Below are 20605 nucleotides of genomic sequence, written 5' to 3' on the forward strand. Positions count from 1 at the left end.
AGTATTATGCCAAAGCGTACCGACATAAAAAGCATTCTTATTATTGGGGCAGGCCCCATCATTATTGGTCAGGCTTGTGAATTTGACTATTCAGGTGCCCAGGCTTGTAAAGCCCTGAAGGCAGAAGGTTACCGTACCATTCTGGTTAACAGTAACCCGGCCACCATCATGACCGACCCGGAAACTGCCGATGTTACTTATATCGAGCCTATTACCTGGCAAGCAGTTGAAAAAATCATCGAAGTAGAAAAACCCGATGCCCTGTTGCCAACCATGGGTGGCCAGACAGCGCTTAACTGTGCACTTGATCTGGCGCATAATGGTGTTTTGGCCAAGCACAATGTCGAACTCATCGGTGCCAACGAGCATGCGATTGAAAAGGCAGAAGATCGTCTTAAATTCAAGCAGGCCATGGAAACCATCGGTCTTGAGTCAGCCAAATCTGGCGTGGCTCACAGCATGGACGAAGCCTGGGAAGTACAAAAAAGCATTGCCGCAGAAATCGGCACGGCTGGTTTTCCGGTGGTTATTCGCCCCAGTTTTACGCTGGGTGGTAGTGGTGGCGGTATTGCCTACAACCCCGAAGAGTTCGAGACTATCTGCCGTCGTGGCCTTGAAGCGTCTCCTACCAAAGAGTTGCTCATTGAAGAGTCCCTGTTGGGCTGGAAAGAGTTTGAAATGGAAGTGGTTCGCGACAAGGCGGACAATTGCATTATCATCTGCTCTATCGAGAACCTGGACCCCATGGGCGTACATACCGGTGACTCCATTACGGTTGCACCCGCCCAAACCATGACCGACAAAGAATATCAAATCATGCGTAACGCCTCTATTGCGGTGTTGCGTGAAATTGGTGTGGATACGGGTGGTTCAAACGTGCAGTTTGCGGTTAACCCCGATAACGGTCGCATGATCGTGATTGAAATGAACCCGCGCGTATCCCGTTCCTCCGCGCTGGCATCCAAGGCAACCGGTTTTCCAATCGCTAAAGTAGCAGCCCGTCTGGCGGTTGGCTACACGCTTGATGAATTGCAAAATGAAATTACCGGTGGTGCTACACCGGCTTCTTTCGAGCCAACCATCGACTACGTGGTTACCAAGATTCCACGTTTTGCCTTCGAAAAATTCCCTCAGGCAGACTCTCACCTAACCACCCAAATGAAATCCGTTGGCGAAGTCATGGCTATTGGCCGTACTTTCCAGGAATCTTTCCAGAAAGCCCTGCGTGGCCTGGAAGTGGGTGTAGACGGCCTGAACCAGAAAACCCTTGACCGTGAAAAACTGCAGGTTGAGCTGGCTGAACCCGGCCCGGAACGCATCTGGTATGTTGGCGATGCTTTTGCCCAAGGGTTCACCCTTGATGAAGTGCATGCCCTTACCAAGATAGATCCCTGGTTCCTGCATCAAATTCAGGAAATCGTCGAGATTGAACTGGCGCTTGAGCAAAAAAATCTGGCTGACCTGAAAGAGAACACCATGCGCGAACTCAAGCGTCGTGGTTTCTCAGACCGCCGCCTGGCATTCCTGCTTGACGTGTCTGAATCTGAAGTGCGTAAAGTACGTCACCAACTGGGTGTACGTCCGGTTTACAAGCGCGTGGATACCTGCGCGGCAGAGTTTTCCACTAAAACCGCGTATATGTATTCTACCTACGAGGAAGAATGCGAAGCCGAACCCACCGACAAGAAAAAAATCATTGTACTGGGTGGTGGCCCCAACCGTATCGGCCAGGGTATCGAGTTTGATTATTGCTGCGTGCATGCTTCCCTGGCATTGCGTGAAGATGGTTATGAAACCATCATGATTAACTGCAACCCCGAAACCGTTTCTACCGACTACGATACTTCCGATCGCCTGTACTTCGAGCCGCTAACGCTTGAAGACGTACTTGAAATCGTCAATATCGAAAAACCCGAAGGCATGATTGTTCAGTATGGTGGCCAAACTCCGCTGAAACTGGCGCGTGCCCTCGAGGCCAATGGTGTACCTATTATTGGTACCAGCCCCGAATCTATCGACGTGGCCGAAGATCGTGAACGATTCCAGAAACTGTTGCAAAAACTGGGTCTGCGTCAGCCGCCAAACCGTACTGCACGTACCGAGGCCGAGGCAATTGCCCATGCGGCTGAAATCGGTTATCCGCTGGTGGTTCGCCCAAGCTATGTGCTGGGTGGTCGTGCCATGGAAATTGTGCATGAGCAAGATGACCTTGAGCGCTATATGCGTGAAGCCGTTAAGGTTAGCAACGACTCACCGGTGCTGCTGGACCGCTTCCTGAATAACGCTACCGAGGTAGACGTAGACTGTCTGTCTGACGGTGAAACCGTGTTTATCGGTGGCGTGATGGAGCACATCGAGCAGGCGGGTGTTCACTCGGGTGACTCTGCATGCAGTTTGCCACCGTATTCGCTATCCAATGAAGTCATTGAAGAAATCAAGCGCCAAACCGGTTTAATGGCCAAGGCGCTTAATGTCAAGGGCTTAATGAACGTTCAGTTCGCCATCCAGAATGGTGATGTCTACGTCTTGGAAGTCAACCCCCGTGCATCACGTACTGTGCCCTATGTTTCCAAGGTTACCGGCTTGCAGCTGGCCAAAATTGCGGCCCGTGCAATGGCAGGAAAAACCCTGGCTGAACAGAATATCGGCAAGGAAATCATGCCTCCTTATTTCTCAGTAAAAGAAGCCGTGTTCCCGTTCGTTAAATTTCCGGGCGTTGACACCATTCTTGGCCCTGAAATGAAGTCTACCGGTGAAGTGATGGGTGTTGGTGAAACCTTTGGCGAGGCCTTTGTCAAGTCACAGCTGGCTGCCGGTGTTGTCCTGCCAGAAAATGGCACGGTTTTCATTAGTGTCAAAGACCAGGATAAAGTCAAAGCGGTTGATATTGCCAAAGGCTTGCACGAACTGGGCTTCAAGCTGGTTGCCACCCGTGGCACTGCCGCCGCCCTTGAAGAGGCTGGTTTGCCGGTATTGGCCGTTAATAAAGTCACCGAAGGTCGTCCACACATTGTTGACATGATTAAAAACGGTGAAATTACAATGGTGATCAATACGGTTGAAGAGCGTCGTAACGCCATTCATGACTCCCGTACTATCCGTACCCAGGCTTTGGCTGCCAGGGTTACGTTCTTTACCACCATTGCGGGTGCCCGCGCTGCGGTAGAGGGTATGCAGTATATACGTGATTCACAGGGTATGAAAGTGTACTCCCTGCAATCATTGCATGCTTCTATTAAAGGCTGATGCCTTGCCCACTAACAGGCGTGAACGGTTTTAATTCACGCCTGTTAGTGGCATTGGAATTAAAAAAACTGCTCACTTTAGGGGCAGTTTTTTTATATTGGTTATAATTTGATATCACCCTCATAAAGACAGGAATTAATATCATGAAAGGACATCCCGAAGTCATTGGCTTTTTAAATCAATTGCTCACTGGTGAATTAGCTGCCCGCGACCAATACTTTATTCATTCTCGCATGTATGATGAATGGGGTTATACAAAACTGGCCGCACGTATTGGTCACGAGATGGAAGATGAAACCGGGCATGCCGATGATCTGATCCGTCGTATCCTTATGCTTGAAGGGACACCCAATATGGTACCAGCCAACATTAATGTGGGTAAAGATGTGCCTGAAATGTTGCAGTATGACTTGAATACTGAGTATGAGGTGCGCGAGAACCTGAAAAAAGGCATGGCACTATGTGAAGAGCATGGCGATTATGTATCACGTGATATCTTGCTGAAACAGCTTGATGACACCGAACAGGATCACGCGCACTGGCTCGAACAGCAACTGCATTTAATCAAGCATGTGGGGCTTGAAAACTACCTGCAATCCCAGTTGTAATTGCTTTGTGTGCTATTCAGGGTAGGGAGTTGTTTCTGGGTTTTCTGCCCGATCTGAACGAAAAATAATCGTATACCGGGTTGGGAACCCATTTAAGCAGTTTGGCCACCATACCCATTTGCCATGGAATAACCGAATAGCTGTTTCCTTTTTCGATGGTTTTGAGGGCAGCCTTGGCAAAACTCTCGGGTTGCATCAGGAAAGGCATCTTATACGGGTTGTGTTGCGTCATGGGGGTATCAATAAAGCCTGGCGCAATGGTTACTACCTTAAGGCCGGTATCGTGCAAGTCAACCCGCAGGCTTTCCAGGTAAGTGGTGGTGGCCGCCTTCGAGGCAGAATAGGCGCTGGAGCCTGGCAAGCCACGTACGCCGGCCACGCTGCTAATGCCTACCAGCGTTCCACAGTCCCGTGCTTTCATGGGTTTAATAAACGGTTCGAAAGTTGCCACCATGGCCAGCAGGTTGGTGTTGATCACTTTCTGGAACTGGACAAAATCTTCTTCATATTCGGTCAGGGTGCCAATGCTAATGCCGGCACAGGCAATCACGATATCAACCGGTCCCGGCTCAAGAAAATCACGGGCAGCCGCATGCAGGGCGTTTCTGTTTAAAATGTCCAGGGCGTAAATCCGGTGTTGCCCGGGCAGGCTGGCAGCCAGTTCTTCCAGTGCCGGTGTATTGCGCCCAACCAGTCCCAGGCTGGCACCCTGTTTGGCATAAGCCGTAGCCAAGGCCTTGCCAAGCCCGCTGCTGGCGCCAGTTATGAAAATACGCATGTAATAATCCTTCCGGAAGCTGTTTTTTTTAATCAACCACATCACCATCAAAATAAAACCATTTGCCGTCTTCTTTAACAAACCGGCTGTTTTCATGCATTTTAAAGGCTTTCCCGTTTTGCTTGTATTTGGCGGTGAAAGAAACCTCTTGGTGGTCGGCATCAATGTCATGAAATTCATGCACCGTAAGACCCAGCCATTGTGATGGGGATGTTTCAAGATCAAGAGAGGCGGGTCGCGTGGCAACATGCCAGGTATTCAGCAGGTAATGCTCGTTGCTGTGTGCGTAGGCAGAATAACGTGAACGCATGAGACGCTCGGCATCGGGGGCTGCCTCCTGGCCCTGGATATAAGGTTCGCAGCATTGCCCAAACCGCGTTTTTTCCTGGTAACCCCCGCAGGGACAGGCCGTGTTTTCAGTATTTTTATTTTTCTTTTTGCTCATCTTGTACTCCTTTTATCCTGCTGGATTGCCCGAAATATGAGTAGGGATAAATGATTGGTTTGTTTGTTAGCGTATTTCGTCAAGATGACTGGCATCGGCCCATGATATGACCGACCATTTTTTTTCATGGGAAATTTGCAAACGGTTAATGGATGTATTGCGTTGCGTAAATGCTCGGGGGGCATGGGGGGGCAGTTGATTGGCCGCCCGCCACATCATGTCAATGGCGCCGCCATGGGAAATTAATAGCAATGTTTCATTGGGATGTTGCGTGGCCAGTTCAAGTAAGGTGTTTCTGATTCGATCGTAGAAGGTTTGCAGTGATTCGGCCTGGTGTTCTTCCTGGTTTAATTCTATGGCCAGGTTTTCTTCACGGGTGGCATTGTATTCTTTCAGGGCTGTCCAGTGTTTGCCTTCAAGAATGCCATAGTTTCGTTCACGCAAACCGGGTAAAGCGGTAATGTTCAGGGTATTGGCACGGGCATAGGGCAGGGCGGTGTGGTAGGCCCGTTGCAGGTCGCTGGTATAAACGTGATTAGGTAAAACCTGAAAAAAATGCTTGTTAAGGTGTTTGCACAGGGTTTGTGCCTGTGCAATACCGGCATCATTCAGTGGAATATCTTTCCAGCCTTGCAAACGGCGTTCGCTGTTCCAGTCGGTTTCTCCGTGGCGGATAATCCAGATATCAGTATGTGACATAGGGGGTATAAAGCAATTTGCTTGTTGAATTCAATAATATCTTATTGTATTACTTTAACCGGTGATGGTGGTGGGCACTGGAAGTAAGCGTATTTGTGACGGAGTGAGGGCAAGAGAAACAGCCTGGCCTATCTGCAGTTTTTTCTGTTCTGAAAAATGGGTCTGGTCGGCGGTGATTAAGGTGTTGCCCGTTGTAATTTGGTAGCGAGTGAACTCTCCCAGAAACTCACTGGCCTCTACCACACCCGGAAGCCAGATGAAATTTGGATCCTGTCGGGTATTGGCAGGGTGTATTTGTAGGGTGTGAGGACGAAAACTGGCTGCCAAAAACTCACCTTCGGGGATGTCGCCATTGACCGGAATGTGCAGTTCGCCAATCGTATCGACATGAATGGATACCTTGTTGGTGTCGCGGGCGATTACCTTGCCTTCCAGCGTATTCATGGTGCCAACAAAATTGGCCACGAAACGATTGACCGGATAGTCAAAGAGGGTGGTGGGCGTGCCAATTTGCTGAACCACACCATGATCCAGAACGGCCATGCGGTCTGCCGTTGTCATGGCTTCTTCCTGATCATGTGTCACAAAAATAGTGGTAATGCCAAGCCGGCGTTGTAACGATAACAGCTCTCGTCGCATTTGTATCCGCAGTTTTTTGTCCAGGTTGGAAAGTGGCTCATCCAGTAACAGTACCTGAGGCTCAATCACAATGGTTCGTGCCAGCGCAACACGCTGTTGCTGTCCGCCGGAAAGCTCATTGGGACGACGTTTGGCAAATTGCGACAGGCCTACCAGCTCCAGGGCGGTAGCGGTTTTTTCCCTGATTTGCGCGGATGGCAATTTGCGTTCAACCAGACCAAAAGCCACATTATCCCAGACCGATAAGTGTGGCCACAAAGCATAACTCTGAAATACCATGCCAATATTGCGTTTATGGGGGGGAGTGTGCGTGATGTCATGACCATCAAGCAGCAATTGTCCGGCATTATGCTGGTTGAAACCGGCAACCAGGCGCAGCAGGGTGGATTTTCCAGAGCCGGATGGTCCCAGCAAGGCAAAGAACTCGCCGGGTTCAATTTTGATATTGATGTTTTTCAGAACCTCATTGTTGCCATAGGAAAGGCAAATGTTTTTGCATTCAACACTGACTTTTTTCATTTTGTATCTTCCTTTGTGTTTTTCTTATTCTGTTCTGGCCGGGCGTGTGCGCATGGTGTTGCGCTCAACGATCAGGTGTGAAATATAGGTGCCAATAGCGACCACAACAATCGCCATTACCCCCAGAGCGGCACCCGGGCCTCGTCCTGATGCGCTTTGCATGTACAAGTAAATGCCATAGCTCATGGGGGCGTCACTGTCGCGGGTAACCAGCATGATAGTGGCTGAAAGCTCAACGGCAGCGGTAATGAAACTGGTTACAAAACCGGCCAGAATACCGCCTGCCATCAAGGGCACAACCACGCGCTGAATGATTCTTCGGCGTGTCGCACCCACCGAGGCTGCCGCTTCTTCCAGGGAGATGTTGATTTGCTGCAGGGCGGCAATACAAGATCGCAAGGCGTAAGGCAGGCGCCTGACCGAATAGGCCAGCATAATAATGATCCAGGTAGAGGTAAGCATCGTGTCGGTACCCGGGATTTCAATGCCACGAAACGTGCGTAAGTAGCCAATGGCCAGCACAATCCCGGGTACGGCCAGCGCAGCTGATGCAATCCAGTCCAGCCAGCGGCGGGCTGGCAGACGGGTGCGTAAAATCAGGTAGGCAATGGCCGTGCCCAGAATAATGTCAATCCCGGCTGCCAGGCTGCAATACAGCAGGGTGTTGATGATCATGTCATTGGAGTGGGTGAAAACAGCGGCGTAATGGCTCAGGGTATAGCCATCAGGCAAGGGGGCATAACTCCAGACTGTTGCAAATGAAAGCAGCAACACACCTATGTGCGGTGAAAGTACCAGCAAAAGCACCAGGAAAATCCAGCCATAGGCCAGGATGCTTTCTGTTTTGTTAAGGGTGCGTTGCTGTAAGGAGTTGCCTCCTTTCTGGATGGTAGAGAAATCTTTGTTTTTAAGTACCCGGGCGGAAAGCCAGAGCGCCAGAATGGAAAAAGCAATCATGAGCACGCTAATGACGTAACCCAGCGGGTCATCAAGCCCCACCTGGGTAATGCGCAAGTAAGCTTGTGGCGCCAGCATATTGGTGATACCCAGTACCAGCGGAGTGCCCAGGTCATCAAAAACCTTGACAAAGACCAGTGATGCGCCGGCAACATAACCCGGCAGGGCCAACGGGAAAATAATCCGCCTGAACAGACGCCAGCCTTTTGCACCCATATTCAGGGCCGCTTCTTCCATGGCGCCGTCAATATTACGCAAGGCAACAGTCAGGTTCAGCAATATAAAAGGGAAGTAATGCAGTGATTCAACAAAAATCACCCCATTCAGGCCGTCCATGACAGGTACTGAAATATTGAACCAGTCTTGCAAAAGCAGGTTGACCGTACCCGAGCGGCCAAAAATAAGCTGAAGGGCAACAGCACCCACAAAGGGAGGCATAATTAATGGCAGCACCCCAAGGGTTTGAATGATAAGGGCACCCCTGAAACGAAAGCGGACCGTAAAGTAAGCCAGCGGTATGGCAATTAATGAGGAAAAAATGACAGACATGACCGCTACATAAAGGCTGTTATAAAACGCCTCTTTAAGTAAAGGTTGATGAAAGAAGGCACCAAAGTGCCCAAGTGTCAGGCTGCCGTCAAAATCGGTAAAGGCAATATAGAAAACCGTGATAACAGGTATTATCAGAAACAGGGCCAGAAATGCCAGAATCAGTAAGGCAATAATGGTCAGGCCTGGCGGAAATCTTGTATTTATTGTTGTCATACTTTGAAAGTCCAGTTGGGTATGCCAAGCCCGCTCAGGCATACCCAGAGATGAGCTTCAGGAAACTAAACGGTAAAGGTTTAAACCTTATGCGTTGGCTGCCTGTTTTGCCAGTTCAATCGCTTTTTTGTAATTGGCTTCGGCTTTACTATTCCATTCACCTTGCAGTTTTGAAATTTTCTGGCTCACTTGCACGTCTTTTTTATCACCCTGGAAAATCTCCTGAATTTCATCCGACAAGGCCTGATCGGCGGTAATCAGCGGAGACCAGGCCAGTTTTTTGGCTTCTTCCAGCAATGCTTTGGCCTTGTCACTGGCGTTGTCGCCCAGTTTCTTTTCGGCATCCAGAATGGCCTGGGTGGCCTGCTGAAGTTCTTTGTGGCGGAAGGTAATGGTTTGGTCAAATAAAGACTGAACGATGTAATAACGCTTTTGTGAAAGATTGGTATCGAAGTGAACCTTGCTGCGCTCGGCCAGTTTGATCGGATCAGGGTAGCCCTCGGGGATATTATCCATTTTGTCGTAGGGCAGAACGGGCAGGCGTGAAATTTCTGGTTTCAGCAGTAATGTCTGTCCTTCCTTGCTGAGTGCGAATTGAATGAATTTTTTACCTTCTTCGGTATTTTTGGCACCGCTGATTAGCCCGATATTGGCAGGTACGATAGCCGTGGTTTCCGGATAAATAAATTCAACCGGAAATTTTGAAAATTTGCTGGATAGGCCGAAAAAGTCAATAACCGGGCCAGCACCGAATTGCCCGTTATTAATGCCGTCGGGTACGCCAAACGAGCGTTCGGTTAATGCGCTGCTGTTGCCTGCCATGCGAATAATGGTATTCCATCCTTCATCCCAGCCTTCGCCCTGCAAAATGGTTTCAACTGTCAGGTGTTGTGTTCCCGAGCGTGAAGGAGAGGTCATGCCAACATTGCCAAACCATTCTGGTTTAAGCAGGTCGTGCCATTCTTTGGGTTCTTCCAGATTTTTGGCTTTAAGGAAACGGGTGTTATACATAATGCCGTAGCCGGCCAATGCCTGGCCCAGGAATAATCCACTGGGGTCATTAATGGGGAAACTGCCGATTTTATCGGGTACGTCCTGATTGGAAATGTCACCCGCCTTTTCAAGCAGGCCGGCCGCGCCCAGCACTTCAAAGGCATCGGGGGCGCTGGCCCAGAAAACCTCGGGACGTTGACCGGCCGGTGTTTCCCTGACATAAGCAATGCCCGAAACGGTGTTTTTATTTAATATTTCAAGCTTGATGTCTGGGTTGGCTTTTTCAAAAGCGCTTTTATAGGCCTGGGTCAGCTCTTTGGGAAAAGACGTGATGATGGTGACGGTGCCGGCTAAAGCGCTTGAGGTGCCGGCAAGCATCAGGGTTAAAAGGCCGTACTTGAACCCTTTTTTTAGTTTGGCGTTCATTTTTTTGTCTCCTGGTGGTTGGAATATTGCTTTTGTATATGGCTTGCAATATCAATGTCACAATACGATTGATTTATTAAATTGTCTAATAGTGGTTCTCCCTAGTTTTCCTGCCAGATTTGCTTGCCACAAAAGCCCTTCAGGCCGTACACTTTGCATCCAGCATTTGTATAAAACAATTTAAAGGAAAAGAAATGTCTGGATCCTATTTTCCAATCTGGCGCAAGGTGCGCGAACTTGAGCCCGGGCAGGTGGTTGCCCCAGATGAATATTTGCCAGCAGGGCAAACCGTGGCCATGGGGGTGCAGCACGTTGTGGCCATGTTCGGCTCAACGGTATTGGCACCATTGTTAATGGGCTTTGATGCCAATCTGGCCATTTTGATGTCGGGTATTGGTACCCTGATTTTTTTCCTCTTTGTCGGGGGCAGGGTCCCCAGTTACCTGGGTTCCAGTTTTGCTTTTATTGGTGGTGTTGTGGCGGTTACCGGTTATGCCGGTTCAGGGCCCAATCTTAATATTGGGGTGGCATTGGGGGCAATTATTGCCTGCGGTGCGGTTTACACACTTATTGGTCTTATTGTTTGGTATGCCAACGCCCGTGGTAATGGATCAGCCTGGATAGAAAAACTGATGCCGCCGGTAGTGACCGGAGCAATTGTGGCGGTCATCGGCCTGAATCTGGCACCTATTGCGGCCAAGGGAGCCATGGGAAGCGGCAGTAACTTTGAAGCCGCTATGTCAATCATGACCATATTATGTGTGGGCATTATTGCGGTCTTTACGTCAGGAACCATACAGCGTTTGCTGATTCTGGTTGGCCTGATTCTGGCCAGTGTGCTGTATTGGGTCTTTGCCAATGTAATGGGTTTGGGGCAAGCCATTGATTTTACCGAAATTCAGAATGCGGCATGGTTTGGTTTGCCCTCCTTGTCCACACCTGAATTTAATCTTTCGGCCATTTCAGTTATTGTGCCGGTAGCGGTTATTCTGGTGGCCGAAAACCTGGGGCATATCCGGGCAGTCAGTGCCATGACCGGCCAGGATCTTGATCAATATCTGGGACGTGCCTTTGTTGGTGATGGCGTGGCTACAATGCTGTCAGGATCTGTGGGTGGAACAGGGGTAACGACCTATGCTGAAAACATTGGTGTGATGGCAGTGACCCGCATTTATTCAACCATCGTATTTGTGGTGGCGGCTTTGTTTGCCATCTTGCTGGGTTTCTCTCCTAAATTCGGTGCGCTCATTCATAGTATTCCGGCACCCGTACTGGGTGGGGTTGCAATTGTGGTGTTTGGCCTGATTGTGATTGCCGGTGCCCGGATCTGGGTGGTTAACCAGGTTGATTTCAGCGACAATAAAAACCTGATTGTTGCAGCGGTAACCATGATATTGGGTGCTGGTGATTTTAAATTGTCAATGGGCATTTTTGAGCTCAATGGTATTGGTACGGCAACCTTTGGTGCTATTTTGCTTTATGCCTTGTTGAATCGCCGGGCAAGTACCTATTAATTTTTTTAAATCCTTATTTTTATCAATCCAGGGTATGGCGTAATAAAAGTAAGTTTGAAAACTGCCCGTGTATTTTGGCTACATAAAAAGTCATTTAATTAAATGGCTTGCAATTTTAATCAAATTTAAGCACAATTGTGATTAGTTCCCCGGTTCTGCGTGAATCGGGGAAATTTTTTGTCTTTCAAAAAGACGCGTGTTTATTTTATTTGTAACGCTCTGTATTTATCTAACCATAATGCGGGGCGTTTAGTTTTTTATGAGTGTGTGAAATTATGGCAGCTATTCCATTAACAGCGCGTGGTGCAAAGCGCTTAGAAGAAGAATTGCACCGCTTGAAAACAATCGAACGGCCTAATGTCATTGAGGCAATATCCGAGGCTCGTGCCCAGGGAGATTTGTCCGAAAATGCCGAGTACGATGCTGCCCGCGAACGTCAGGGTTTCATTGAAGGGCGGATTCAAGAGCTGGAAGGCACATTGGCCAATGCGCATATTATCAATCCTGCCGAACTTGAGGTTGATGATCGTATTGTTTTTGGTGCAACGGTTACTATCGAAGACCTGGGTTCCAGCGAAACCGTAACTTACCAGATTGTTGGTGACCTCGAGGCTGATATTCGCCAGAACCTGATTTCGGTTTCCAGTCCGGTTGCCCGTGCCCTTATTGGCAAGTCAGAGGGTGATGTGGTGATGGTTAATGTACCAGCCGGCGAGAAAGAGTTCGAAATCATCGAGATTGCATATAACTAACCAAATGTTGTTGCTGGTTGTTGTGCTTGCCATAGCATGAAGTTGCATGCCACGCTTTACCAAAAGGCTGGCATTTTTGTTTTGTTGGGTATTAAAAAAGCCAGTTTTAAGGCTGGCTGGCTTTAATAAAATTATCCCTTTTCAGGGATAAATGTAATAATTGCTGGCAGTTTCTGCCAGCTAGAATTTTAGCGTTATCAAGAGCCGCGGCGTGTTGTACTGCTGCGGCGTCCGGCGCGTAAAGACAGGGCACTTCCTGCCCGGCGTGGAATATTATGGGCCGGACGGCTGACAGCCGGTTTTGACATGGGGTTGCGGGCTGGTTTTTTACTGTCTGAAGCCAGCGCGTCATTGCCTTTAATCGCTGTTTTACGGCGCTTGTCTTTAATGCTTTTGCCAGCAGCAGCCATTTTTTTGGGTGTGTAAGGGTCGGAAGGCTTACGATAGCTGGGCTGTTGCTGTTCTGCTTCGTTTTCTTCAAAAGTACGGTTGGACGAGCCATGACGATATAAAATGAGCGTTTTACCCAAATGATGGATATTGGCACAAGAAAGTGTGTCGCAAATATGATTCAGCATATCAATTCGAGCTTGCCGGTCGTCTCCTGCGACGCGGACTTTGATCAGGCCATGAACAGTCAGGCTGATGTCGATTTCTTTCAGGACCGCTTCGGTCAGTCCGTTATCGCCAATCAATACAACCGGTTTCAGTGGGTGGGCGGCAGAGCGTAAGGCGCTGCGTTCTTTAGATGTTAATTCAAGTGTAGGCATAAGTTAGGAAATACGGCAATGGCCAAAAAGAAATTCTCAAAAGAGTGGATCCATCAGCACATTAATGATCCATATGTGAAAATGGCTCAGCAAAAAGGTTACCGGGCACGTGCTGCATTCAAGCTGATCGAGATCCTGGATTCAGAAAAGCTCATGCGTCGGGGTGATATTATAGTCGACTTGGGCTCTGCTCCGGGAAGTTGGTCGCAAGTTGCACGCGAAAGATTAGTCGGACCGGGCGGTGTACTGGACGGCCGAGTTATTGCACTTGACATTTTACCCATGGAACCGATTGCCGGGGTAGAATTTCTTCAAGGCGACTTTCGCGAAGATGAGGTCCTGAACCGCTTGCGTGAGCAAGTTGGTAACCAGCTGGTTGATGTGGTTATCTCTGATATGGCGCCTAACCTTTCCGGTGTCAGCTCGGCCGATTCAGCGCGTATCCAGCATGTATGCGAGCTAGCCATGGATTTTTCTCTTAATCATCTCAAACCCGAGGGTGCATTAATCGTAAAGGCTTTCCATGGCAGCGGGTTTTCACAAATTGTTGAAATGTTTAAACAACACTTTAAAAAAGTGGTGGAACGTAAGCCCAAAGCATCGCGAGACAGGTCATCGGAAACTTTTCTGGTTGCCCGTGGTCTAAAAAAACCTGTGGTGCGAGAGTGAGCAGGCTTGCAATTTTGTAATTGTTCCCAATATTAATCTTGATTCATGCGTGTTTCGATACATTTTAATTCATTCTAAACACGCACTAATTCCATCTTTTTTATTTCTATGATATAGAATGTAAACAGGTGCAATCTTAGTTTTTTTTGTAGTTTTTATGAGTCATAAAAATTGCAGCTCTAAATTTCATGCGGGAGAGCTGATCTTTGAATAATTCCTTTTCCAAATTCGCCATGTGGGCGATTGTTGCCCTGGTGCTGTTTACTGTCTTCAAACAGTATGACGCGCCAGTGCGTACCAACGATGGCGTCAGTTACAGCCAGTTCATGGATGATGCCAAACAGGGCAAGATTTCCAGTGTGGAAATCCAGGGTGATACCCTTCACGTGACCCCTAGCGGCGGTCGTTCTTATACCTTAACCTCTCCAGGAGATCTCTGGATGGTGGGTGACTTGGTGCGTGATGGTGTAAAAGTGACCGCCAAACCACCCGAGCAGCCTTCGTTTCTGTTAAGCGCCCTTATTTCATGGTTCCCCATGTTATTGCTGATTGGGGTCTGGTTCTTTTTCATGCGCCAAATGCAGGGCGGTGGTAAGGGGGGCGCGTTCAGTTTTGGCAAGTCCCGTGCCCGTATGCTAGATGAAAGCACGAATCCTATTACTTTCGCTGATGTCGCCGGTTGCGACGAAGCCAAAGAAGACGTGAAAGAACTGGTGGATTTCCTGCGTGATCCTTCCCGCTTTCAACGCTTGGGGGGGCGTATTCCCCGTGGCGTGTTAATGGTGGGGTCTCCCGGAACCGGTAAAACCCTGTTGGCCAAGGCAATTGCCGGAGAGGCAAAGGTACCCTTTTTCACTATTTCAGGTTCTGACTTTGTTGAAATGTTCGTGGGTGTGGGTGCTTCCCGTGTTCGCGACATGTTTGAAAACGCTAAAAAACACGCACCGTGCATTATCTTTATCGACGAGATCGACGCCGTTGGCCGTCAGCGTGGTGCTGGTGTCGGTGGCGGTAACGATGAGCGTGAGCAAACCCTTAACCAGTTGCTGGTTGAAATGGATGGTTTTGAATCCGGTCAAAGTGTTATCGTGATTGCTGCAACCAACCGTCCCGACGTTCTTGATCCTGCCTTGCTGCGCCCGGGTCGCTTCGATCGTCAGGTGGTAGTAAGTCTGCCCGATGTTCGCGGTCGTGAGCAAATTCTTAATGTACACATGCGTAAAGTGCCATTGGCCCCTAACGTTGTTGCTTCAGTTCTGGCTCGTGGTACACCTGGTTTTTCTGGTGCTGACTTGGCTAACCTGGTTAACGAGGCGGCCTTGTTTGCTGCGCGTCGTAACGGCCGTACCGTCGATATGATCGATTTTGAAAAAGCCAAAGACAAAATCATCATGGGTGCCGAGCGCCGTTCAATTGTCATGCCCGAAGAAGAGCGTAAGAATACGGCTTACCATGAGGCGGGTCACGCCATTGTGGCAAGCGTGCTGCCTAAAACAGACCCGGTCCACAAGGTTACTATTATTCCACGTGGTCGTGCCCTGGGTGTTACCATGCAGTTGCCCGAAGGCGATCGTTACAGCATGGATCGGGATCGTTTGCTTAATACCATTGCCGTCCTGTTCGGTGGCCGTATTGCCGAAGAAGTATTCATGGATCAAATGACCACCGGTGCTTCTAACGACTTTGAACGGGCAACCGCCATTGCACGTGATATGGTTACCCGTTATGGCATGACAGATTCATTAGGCCCAATGGTTTATGCCGAGAACGAAAATGAGGTATTCCTTGGACGCAGTGTGACTAAAACCACACATATGTCAGAGGCCACCATGCAAAAAGTGGATACTGAAATTCGCCTGATTATCGACGAGCAATATGCCGTTGCACGTAAAATTATCGAGGAAAACAGCGAGAAGATGCACGTCATGGCTAAAGCCTTGCTTGAATGGGAAACCATCGACGCAGATCAGATCGGAGACATTATGCAGGGTCGTGATCCACGTCCGCCTAAAGAGCCTGATGCACCGCATGATTCCGCTGGTATGCCCCCGCCAACAGGCGCGGCTCCCAAAGGTAAAGACAGCGATAGTCCGGCAACTGCCGTGTAATAATATTGTTAACTGAATGAATAGTACATTCCTTTGCGGGCGCTTTGAACTTGGGTTCGAGCGCCCTTTGATTATGGGGATAGTGAATATCACGCCCGATTCCTTTTCGGACGGTTCACATCATTTTTCAACTAATGCAGCCATTGATCATGCCCTGGAGCTGGTCGAGCAAGGAGCGGATATCCTGGATATCGGTGGTGAATCCACACGTCCCGGCTCTGAGCCGGTAAGCATACAGGAAGAGCTGGACAGGGTAATACCTGTTATAGAAGGCTTGCGTAACGCTGGTGTGCCTTTATCTATTGATACCTTCAAGCCCGAAGTGATGAAAGCTGCCTTGCTGGCAGGGGTTGATTTAATCAATGATATTTATGCCCTAAGACAAGCTGGTGCCCTTGAGGTGGTTAACGAATTCCCGCATTGCGGAATTTGCATCATGCATATGCATGGTGAGCCTAAAACCATGCAAGTCAGCCCGCCAGATTATGGTAATAATATTACGCAAGAAGTCGCGGCGTTTTTGCAGGAAAGAATGAAAATTATGCTGCAAAGCGGGATTGATCCTCGTAGAATTATGATCGATCCTGGGTTTGGCTTTGGTAAAACAGCACAGCAGAATTTTCAGTTGTTACGTGAAATGGCTGCCTTGATCGAATTGAAAGCGCCCATATTGGTGGGTGTTTCCCGAAAAACAATGATTGGTGCTGTAACCCATAAGCCGGTCAATGAACGTTTGTCAGGAAGTATTGCCGCTGCGTTGGCCGGGGTAGCCCGGGGGGCAGTAGTTGTCAGGGTGCATGATGTCACCCAGATGCATGATGCATTGGCAGTATGGAATGCCGTTGAATTTGGAGTTAATGAATGAGCCGTAAATATTTTGGAACCGATGGAATTCGGGGTGAAGTGGGTGGAGAACTGATTAATGCTTCATTTGCATTGCGATTAGGGTATGCGGCAGGACGTGTGCTGTCCAAGAACCATCAAGGAGCAGGAAGGCCGATTGTCCTGATTGGCAAAGATACCCGTGTTTCCGGTTATATGCTCGAATCCGCCCTGGAGGCGGGTCTTAGCGCGGCTGGGATTGATGTTTATCTGGCTGGGCCCATTCCTACGCCTGCCGTTGCCTATTTAACCCGTGCCCTTCGCTTGACGGCTGGTGTGGTGATTAGTGCTTCGCATAATCCTTACGGTGACAATGGGATTAAATTTTTTTCCGGCCAGGGTACCAAGCTGCCCGATGATGTCGAAGAAGAAATTGAACGGGCGATTGATGAGCCCGTTGGTTGCGTGCATTCAGAAAAAATTGGCCGGGCAAGACGGATTGATGATGCGGCAGGGCGCTATATAGAGTTTTGTAAAAGCACATTTCCCAACGAACTGGACTTGAAAAGTCTGAAAATTGTGGTGGATGGTGCCCACGGTGCTGCCTATAATATTGCCCCTCATGTTTTTCGTGAGCTGGGAGCCGAAGTTATTGAGATTGGCTGCCACCCCGACGGTTTTAACATTAACCAGGATGTCGGTGCTTTGTACCCCGAAAAACTGGCTGCCACGGTTAGTGCCCGGGGTGCTGATTATGGGATTGCCCTTGATGGTGATGCTGATCGCATCCAGATGGTGGATGCCGATGGCCGTATTTATAATGGTGATGAGTTGTTGTATGCCATTATCCTGGAGCGTCTTGCTCAAGGGCCCGTTAACGGTGTGGCGGGCACGCTCATGACCAATTATGGTTTTGAAAAGCAAATGGAAGCCTTGGGTATTCCCTTTGAACGTGCCAAAGTGGGTGACCGTTATGTGCTGGAAGCCATGCAAAAAAATGGCTGGCTATATGGCGGTGAGGGTTCGGGGCACTTGTTGTGTTTAGATCACCATACAACGGGTGACGGTATTATTGCCGGTTTGCAGGTGCTTAAAGGTCTGGTTCGCAGTGGTAAAAAACTGGTTGACTGGATTGCAGATCTCAAAATGTATCCACAGGTCATGATTAATGTGCCTTTGTCCAAAGATGTAAAATGGGAAACCCATGCCGGCCTTCAGGCGGCCCGTGAAACCGTTGAAAAAGAGCTGGGCACCCAAGGCAGGGTCTTGATCCGGGCTTCGGGTACCGAACCCAAGCTGCGTTTAATGGTAGAGGCCGAGAATTATGACCTGGCCAAACGCTGTGTAGACCAGCTTGCTGCCGTTAATCTGTCTTGATTGCAACAGGATTATGCTATAAAACAAATAATGTACAATGTTTTTCACCAATACCTTATGTTTCGTGTTTGTGAAAAGTAGTTGTCAAATGAGATCGGTATGATGTCATTGTTAATCATTGCGTAGGAAAATAATCTAATGCAAGAACTATTGCGTACAGAGACGGATACGGCAAATCAGGATGAACCTGGATTGGTTTTGGGGCTTGCAACAACCGCAGAAGAACTTGAGCAGTTACAAAGATTGCGTTTTGATGTCTATACCAAAGAAATGAACGCTGTTTTTCCAGATGCCATTGATGGCGTTGATGTGGATCGTTATGATCAATGGTGTTACCACTTAATGGTGTGTGATGCCAGAACCCGTAAGGTTGTGGGTACTTACCGTATCATGACTCCTGAGAAAGCCATTAAGGCCAACGGCTATTATTCAGAAACCGAGTTTGATATTTCCAGCCTGGATGACATTCGTCATTTGTTGTGTGAGTGTGGCCGTTCTTGCACGCATGCCGATTACCGTAATGGTTCTGCCATTATGTTGCTTTGGACAGGGCTGACCAAATTCTTACATCAAAGAAACTATCGGTATATGCTGGGTTGCGCCAGTGTCAGCCTGGCTGATGGTGGTGTACAGGCTTCCCAGGTGTGGCGCGCAGCAAAAGCTGAAATGGATAAACATCCTGAATTGCCAAGGGTAACACCGTTAAATCCTTATCCACTGGAAAAGCTTGATGCGACCGGTGAGGTGAAAATTCCACCGCTCATTAAGGGGTATCTTAAAATTGGTGCCCGAATTTGTGGTGAGCCGGCCTGGGATCCTAATTTTAATGCGGCTGATTTCCCGATTATTATTGATTTGGAAAGTATGGATCCGCGTTATCGCAAACATTTTGGTATAGATTAAAATCGGTTTTCAGCTTAATGGCTTCTCTTGCTGGTAAAAGAAGCCATTATAAGTGCGCATAATTAGCTATGCGGGCACAACCTTGAAGCTAAGTTTGGCATCGGCATGCTTCCATTCAGACGCTTCCAGCTTAAGGCTATATTGTGTTAATGGATGGTCAGCCAGCCATTTGCTGGAAATAATCACCGAGACGGTTTTTCCATTTACTTCAAGCCTGACAATTTCCGGGTTAAGAAGCTGGCGGCGGCGCAAGAACAGGGCGGCCAGCCTTAAACACAACAGTGCAAGCCATTGGCTTCTGTTGGGCGTGTGCGGGTTGATTTTATCAAGTTTGCCTTGATGACCCAGTGTTAGCAATGACAGGACGCTTTGGTCTGCTTTGGAAAACCCCGGCATATCGGCATTGCCCAATACATAGGCGGTGTGTTTATGATAAGCGTTTTGTGAAATGCTTAAACCTACTTCATGTAAATCGGCGGCCCACCCAAGTGCCTGGCGTAATTCACCGGCCAGCGGGTCTTCCAGCTTCAATTGGTCAAAAAACTGCAGTGAAAGTTGCTTCACGCGGGTGGCTTGTTTGATATCTATATGATAGCGTCTGATGAACTGTTTGACGGATTCATCACGTTTATCGACCGCGGCCTGACGTCCCAGCATGTCATAAAGCACACCAACCCGAAGTGCACCTTCACCCTGTAACATGCGCTCTATTTTAAGTTCTTTGAACGCTGAAATCATGATGGACAATCCGGCAGGCAACACTTCCATGCGGTCAATTTTAAGACCTTTCAGTTCGGGTGCCTTGGCCGAGCCGTAGCGAATCAGGACCTTCTTGAGTTTTTGCATGCCATCAAGGGTGATGCCTTTTTCAGAAAAGCCCGATTCTTCCAGGGTGGCTACTAAAGCCTTGGCGGTGCCGGAAGAGCCATAAGCTTCGGCCCAGCCCATTCTTTGGAATTGTTTGGAAATGGCTTCAAGTTCTTTGCGTGCGGCAATTTCAGCATGGGCAAAACCCTCGGCGGTAACCACCCCTTCAGGAAAATAAGCTTTGGTAAAGCTGACACAACCCATGCCAAGTGACTGCATCAGTTTGGCTTCAAGGTGCTGGCCGATAATGAATTCGGTTGAGCCCCCACCGATATCGATAACCAGCCGTTTTTCGTCTGAAGGCGGCAGTTCATGGGCAACCCCAGAAAAAACCAGCCGGGCTTCTTCGTGACCAGCCACCACTTCAATCGGGTAGCCTAGTGCGGCTTCGGCGCGTGGCAGGAATTCCTTGATATTGCGGGCAACCCTAAAAGTATTGGTGGCAACCACACGAACACGGTCTGGCGGGAAGTTTTCTATACGGTCACCAAAACGCTCAAGGACAGCAATAGCCCTTGCAATGGCATCTTCACCAAGAATCATGTTTTCATCCAGGCCGGCTGCCAGGCGAACCGTTTCTTTTAACCTGTCTTGTGCATAGATTTGTGAAATGCCTTCACGCTGGACAACCCGCCCGATAGAAAGCCGGAAACTGTTGGAACCCAGGTCGACGGCAGCTAATAAGTTATCTTGATCCATGCTCTTGCTGTCTTGAAAATTTAGTTGCGCTATTTTAGTAAAAATATAT

The 20605-nt window shown here is 48.8% G+C and carries 17 protein-coding genes; 9 read left to right on the forward strand and 8 right to left on the reverse strand.

What is annotated here, in order from left to right:
* Nucleotides 1-6 precede the first annotated feature (6 nt).
* Both carB and bfr read left to right on the forward strand, forming a co-directional pair.
* Nucleotides 7-3246: a carbamoyl-phosphate synthase large subunit gene (gene carB, locus JHL22_RS00100; protein WP_200232609.1), complete on the forward strand. Its 3240-nt coding sequence runs from the start codon at nt 7-9 to the stop codon at nt 3244-3246.
* A 143-nt stretch (nt 3247-3389) separates the two neighbouring features.
* Nucleotides 3390-3854: a bacterioferritin gene (gene bfr, locus JHL22_RS00105; protein ID WP_200232610.1), complete on the forward strand. Its 465-nt coding sequence runs from the start codon at nt 3390-3392 to the stop codon at nt 3852-3854.
* Nucleotides 3855-3870: 16 nt separating this feature from the next.
* Here bfr and JHL22_RS00110 read toward each other — a convergent pair whose 3' ends face one another.
* The 6 genes from JHL22_RS00110 to JHL22_RS00135 form a co-directional block, all read right to left on the reverse strand.
* A complete protein-coding gene (locus tag JHL22_RS00110) occupies nt 3871-4632 on the reverse strand; it encodes an SDR family oxidoreductase (RefSeq protein ID WP_200232611.1) in 762 nt (253 codons plus the stop codon).
* Between the two features lie 28 nt (nt 4633-4660).
* Entirely contained in the window at nt 4661-5077 is a 417-nt protein-coding gene (locus tag JHL22_RS00115) for a YchJ family protein (protein WP_200232612.1), read from the reverse strand.
* A gap of 66 nt (nt 5078-5143) precedes the next feature.
* A complete protein-coding gene (locus JHL22_RS00120) occupies nt 5144-5776 on the reverse strand; it encodes a histidine phosphatase family protein (RefSeq protein WP_200232613.1) in 633 nt (210 codons plus the stop codon).
* Nucleotides 5777-5830: 54 nt separating this feature from the next.
* A complete protein-coding gene (locus tag JHL22_RS00125) occupies nt 5831-6934 on the reverse strand; it encodes an ABC transporter ATP-binding protein (RefSeq protein ID WP_200232615.1) in 1104 nt (367 codons plus the stop codon).
* A gap of 24 nt (nt 6935-6958) precedes the next feature.
* Nucleotides 6959-8656 carry an ABC transporter permease gene (locus JHL22_RS00130; RefSeq protein ID WP_200232616.1) on the reverse strand — a complete coding sequence of 566 codons (1698 nt, stop codon included), beginning with the start codon at nt 8654-8656 and terminating at the stop codon, nt 6959-6961.
* 87 nt (nt 8657-8743) lie between these two features.
* The gene (locus tag JHL22_RS00135) at nt 8744-10027 is read right to left on the reverse strand and encodes an ABC transporter substrate-binding protein (protein ID WP_234041033.1); all 1284 of its coding nucleotides are present in this window, start codon (nt 10025-10027) and stop codon (nt 8744-8746) included.
* 242 nt (nt 10028-10269) lie between these two features.
* On the opposite strand from JHL22_RS00135, the gene JHL22_RS00140 reads away from it, so the two are divergent.
* A complete protein-coding gene (locus JHL22_RS00140; RefSeq protein ID WP_200232619.1) occupies nt 10270-11589 on the forward strand; it encodes a solute carrier family 23 protein in 1320 nt (439 codons plus the stop codon).
* Nucleotides 11590-11864: 275 nt separating this feature from the next.
* Nucleotides 11865-12341 (forward strand): transcription elongation factor GreA, encoded by a 477-nt coding sequence (gene greA / locus JHL22_RS00145; RefSeq protein ID WP_200232620.1) that lies wholly within the window; start codon nt 11865-11867, stop codon nt 12339-12341.
* 197 nt (nt 12342-12538) lie between these two features.
* Here greA and JHL22_RS00150 read toward each other — a convergent pair whose 3' ends face one another.
* Nucleotides 12539-13111, reverse strand: coding sequence for a YhbY family RNA-binding protein (locus JHL22_RS00150; RefSeq protein ID WP_200232621.1), 573 nt, complete (start codon nt 13109-13111; stop codon nt 12539-12541).
* An 18-nt stretch (nt 13112-13129) separates the two neighbouring features.
* On the opposite strand from JHL22_RS00150, the gene JHL22_RS00155 reads away from it, so the two are divergent.
* The 5 genes from JHL22_RS00155 (at nt 13130) to JHL22_RS00175 (ending at nt 18990) form a co-directional block, all read left to right on the forward strand.
* A complete protein-coding gene (locus JHL22_RS00155) occupies nt 13130-13780 on the forward strand; it encodes an RlmE family RNA methyltransferase (RefSeq protein WP_200232622.1) in 651 nt (216 codons plus the stop codon).
* A 206-nt stretch (nt 13781-13986) separates the two neighbouring features.
* Entirely contained in the window at nt 13987-15888 is a 1902-nt protein-coding gene (gene ftsH, locus JHL22_RS00160; RefSeq protein WP_329610606.1) for an ATP-dependent zinc metalloprotease FtsH, read from the forward strand.
* 16 nt (nt 15889-15904) lie between these two features.
* Nucleotides 15905-16753 carry a dihydropteroate synthase gene (folP, locus tag JHL22_RS00165; protein ID WP_200232624.1) on the forward strand — a complete coding sequence of 283 codons (849 nt, stop codon included), beginning with the start codon at nt 15905-15907 and terminating at the stop codon, nt 16751-16753.
* Nucleotides 16750-18087, forward strand: a complete 1338-nt coding sequence (glmM, locus tag JHL22_RS00170) for a phosphoglucosamine mutase (protein ID WP_200232626.1) — start codon at nt 16750-16752, stop codon at nt 18085-18087. The genes folP and glmM overlap by 4 nt, the downstream gene beginning before the upstream one ends.
* 138 nt (nt 18088-18225) lie before the next feature.
* Complete coding sequence (locus JHL22_RS00175; RefSeq protein WP_200232627.1) at nt 18226-18990, forward strand: GNAT family N-acetyltransferase; 765 nt, start codon at nt 18226-18228, stop codon at nt 18988-18990.
* A 66-nt stretch (nt 18991-19056) separates the two neighbouring features.
* On the opposite strand, the gene JHL22_RS00180 is transcribed toward JHL22_RS00175, so the two are convergent.
* Complete coding sequence (locus JHL22_RS00180) at nt 19057-20556, reverse strand: Ppx/GppA phosphatase family protein (protein WP_200232628.1); 1500 nt, start codon at nt 20554-20556, stop codon at nt 19057-19059.
* Between the last annotated feature and the right edge of the window lie 49 nt (nt 20557-20605).

Source organism: Advenella mandrilli (genome assembly GCF_016595155.1).
In the GTDB taxonomy this organism is placed as follows: Bacteria; Pseudomonadota; Gammaproteobacteria; order Burkholderiales; family Burkholderiaceae_B; genus Advenella; species Advenella mandrilli.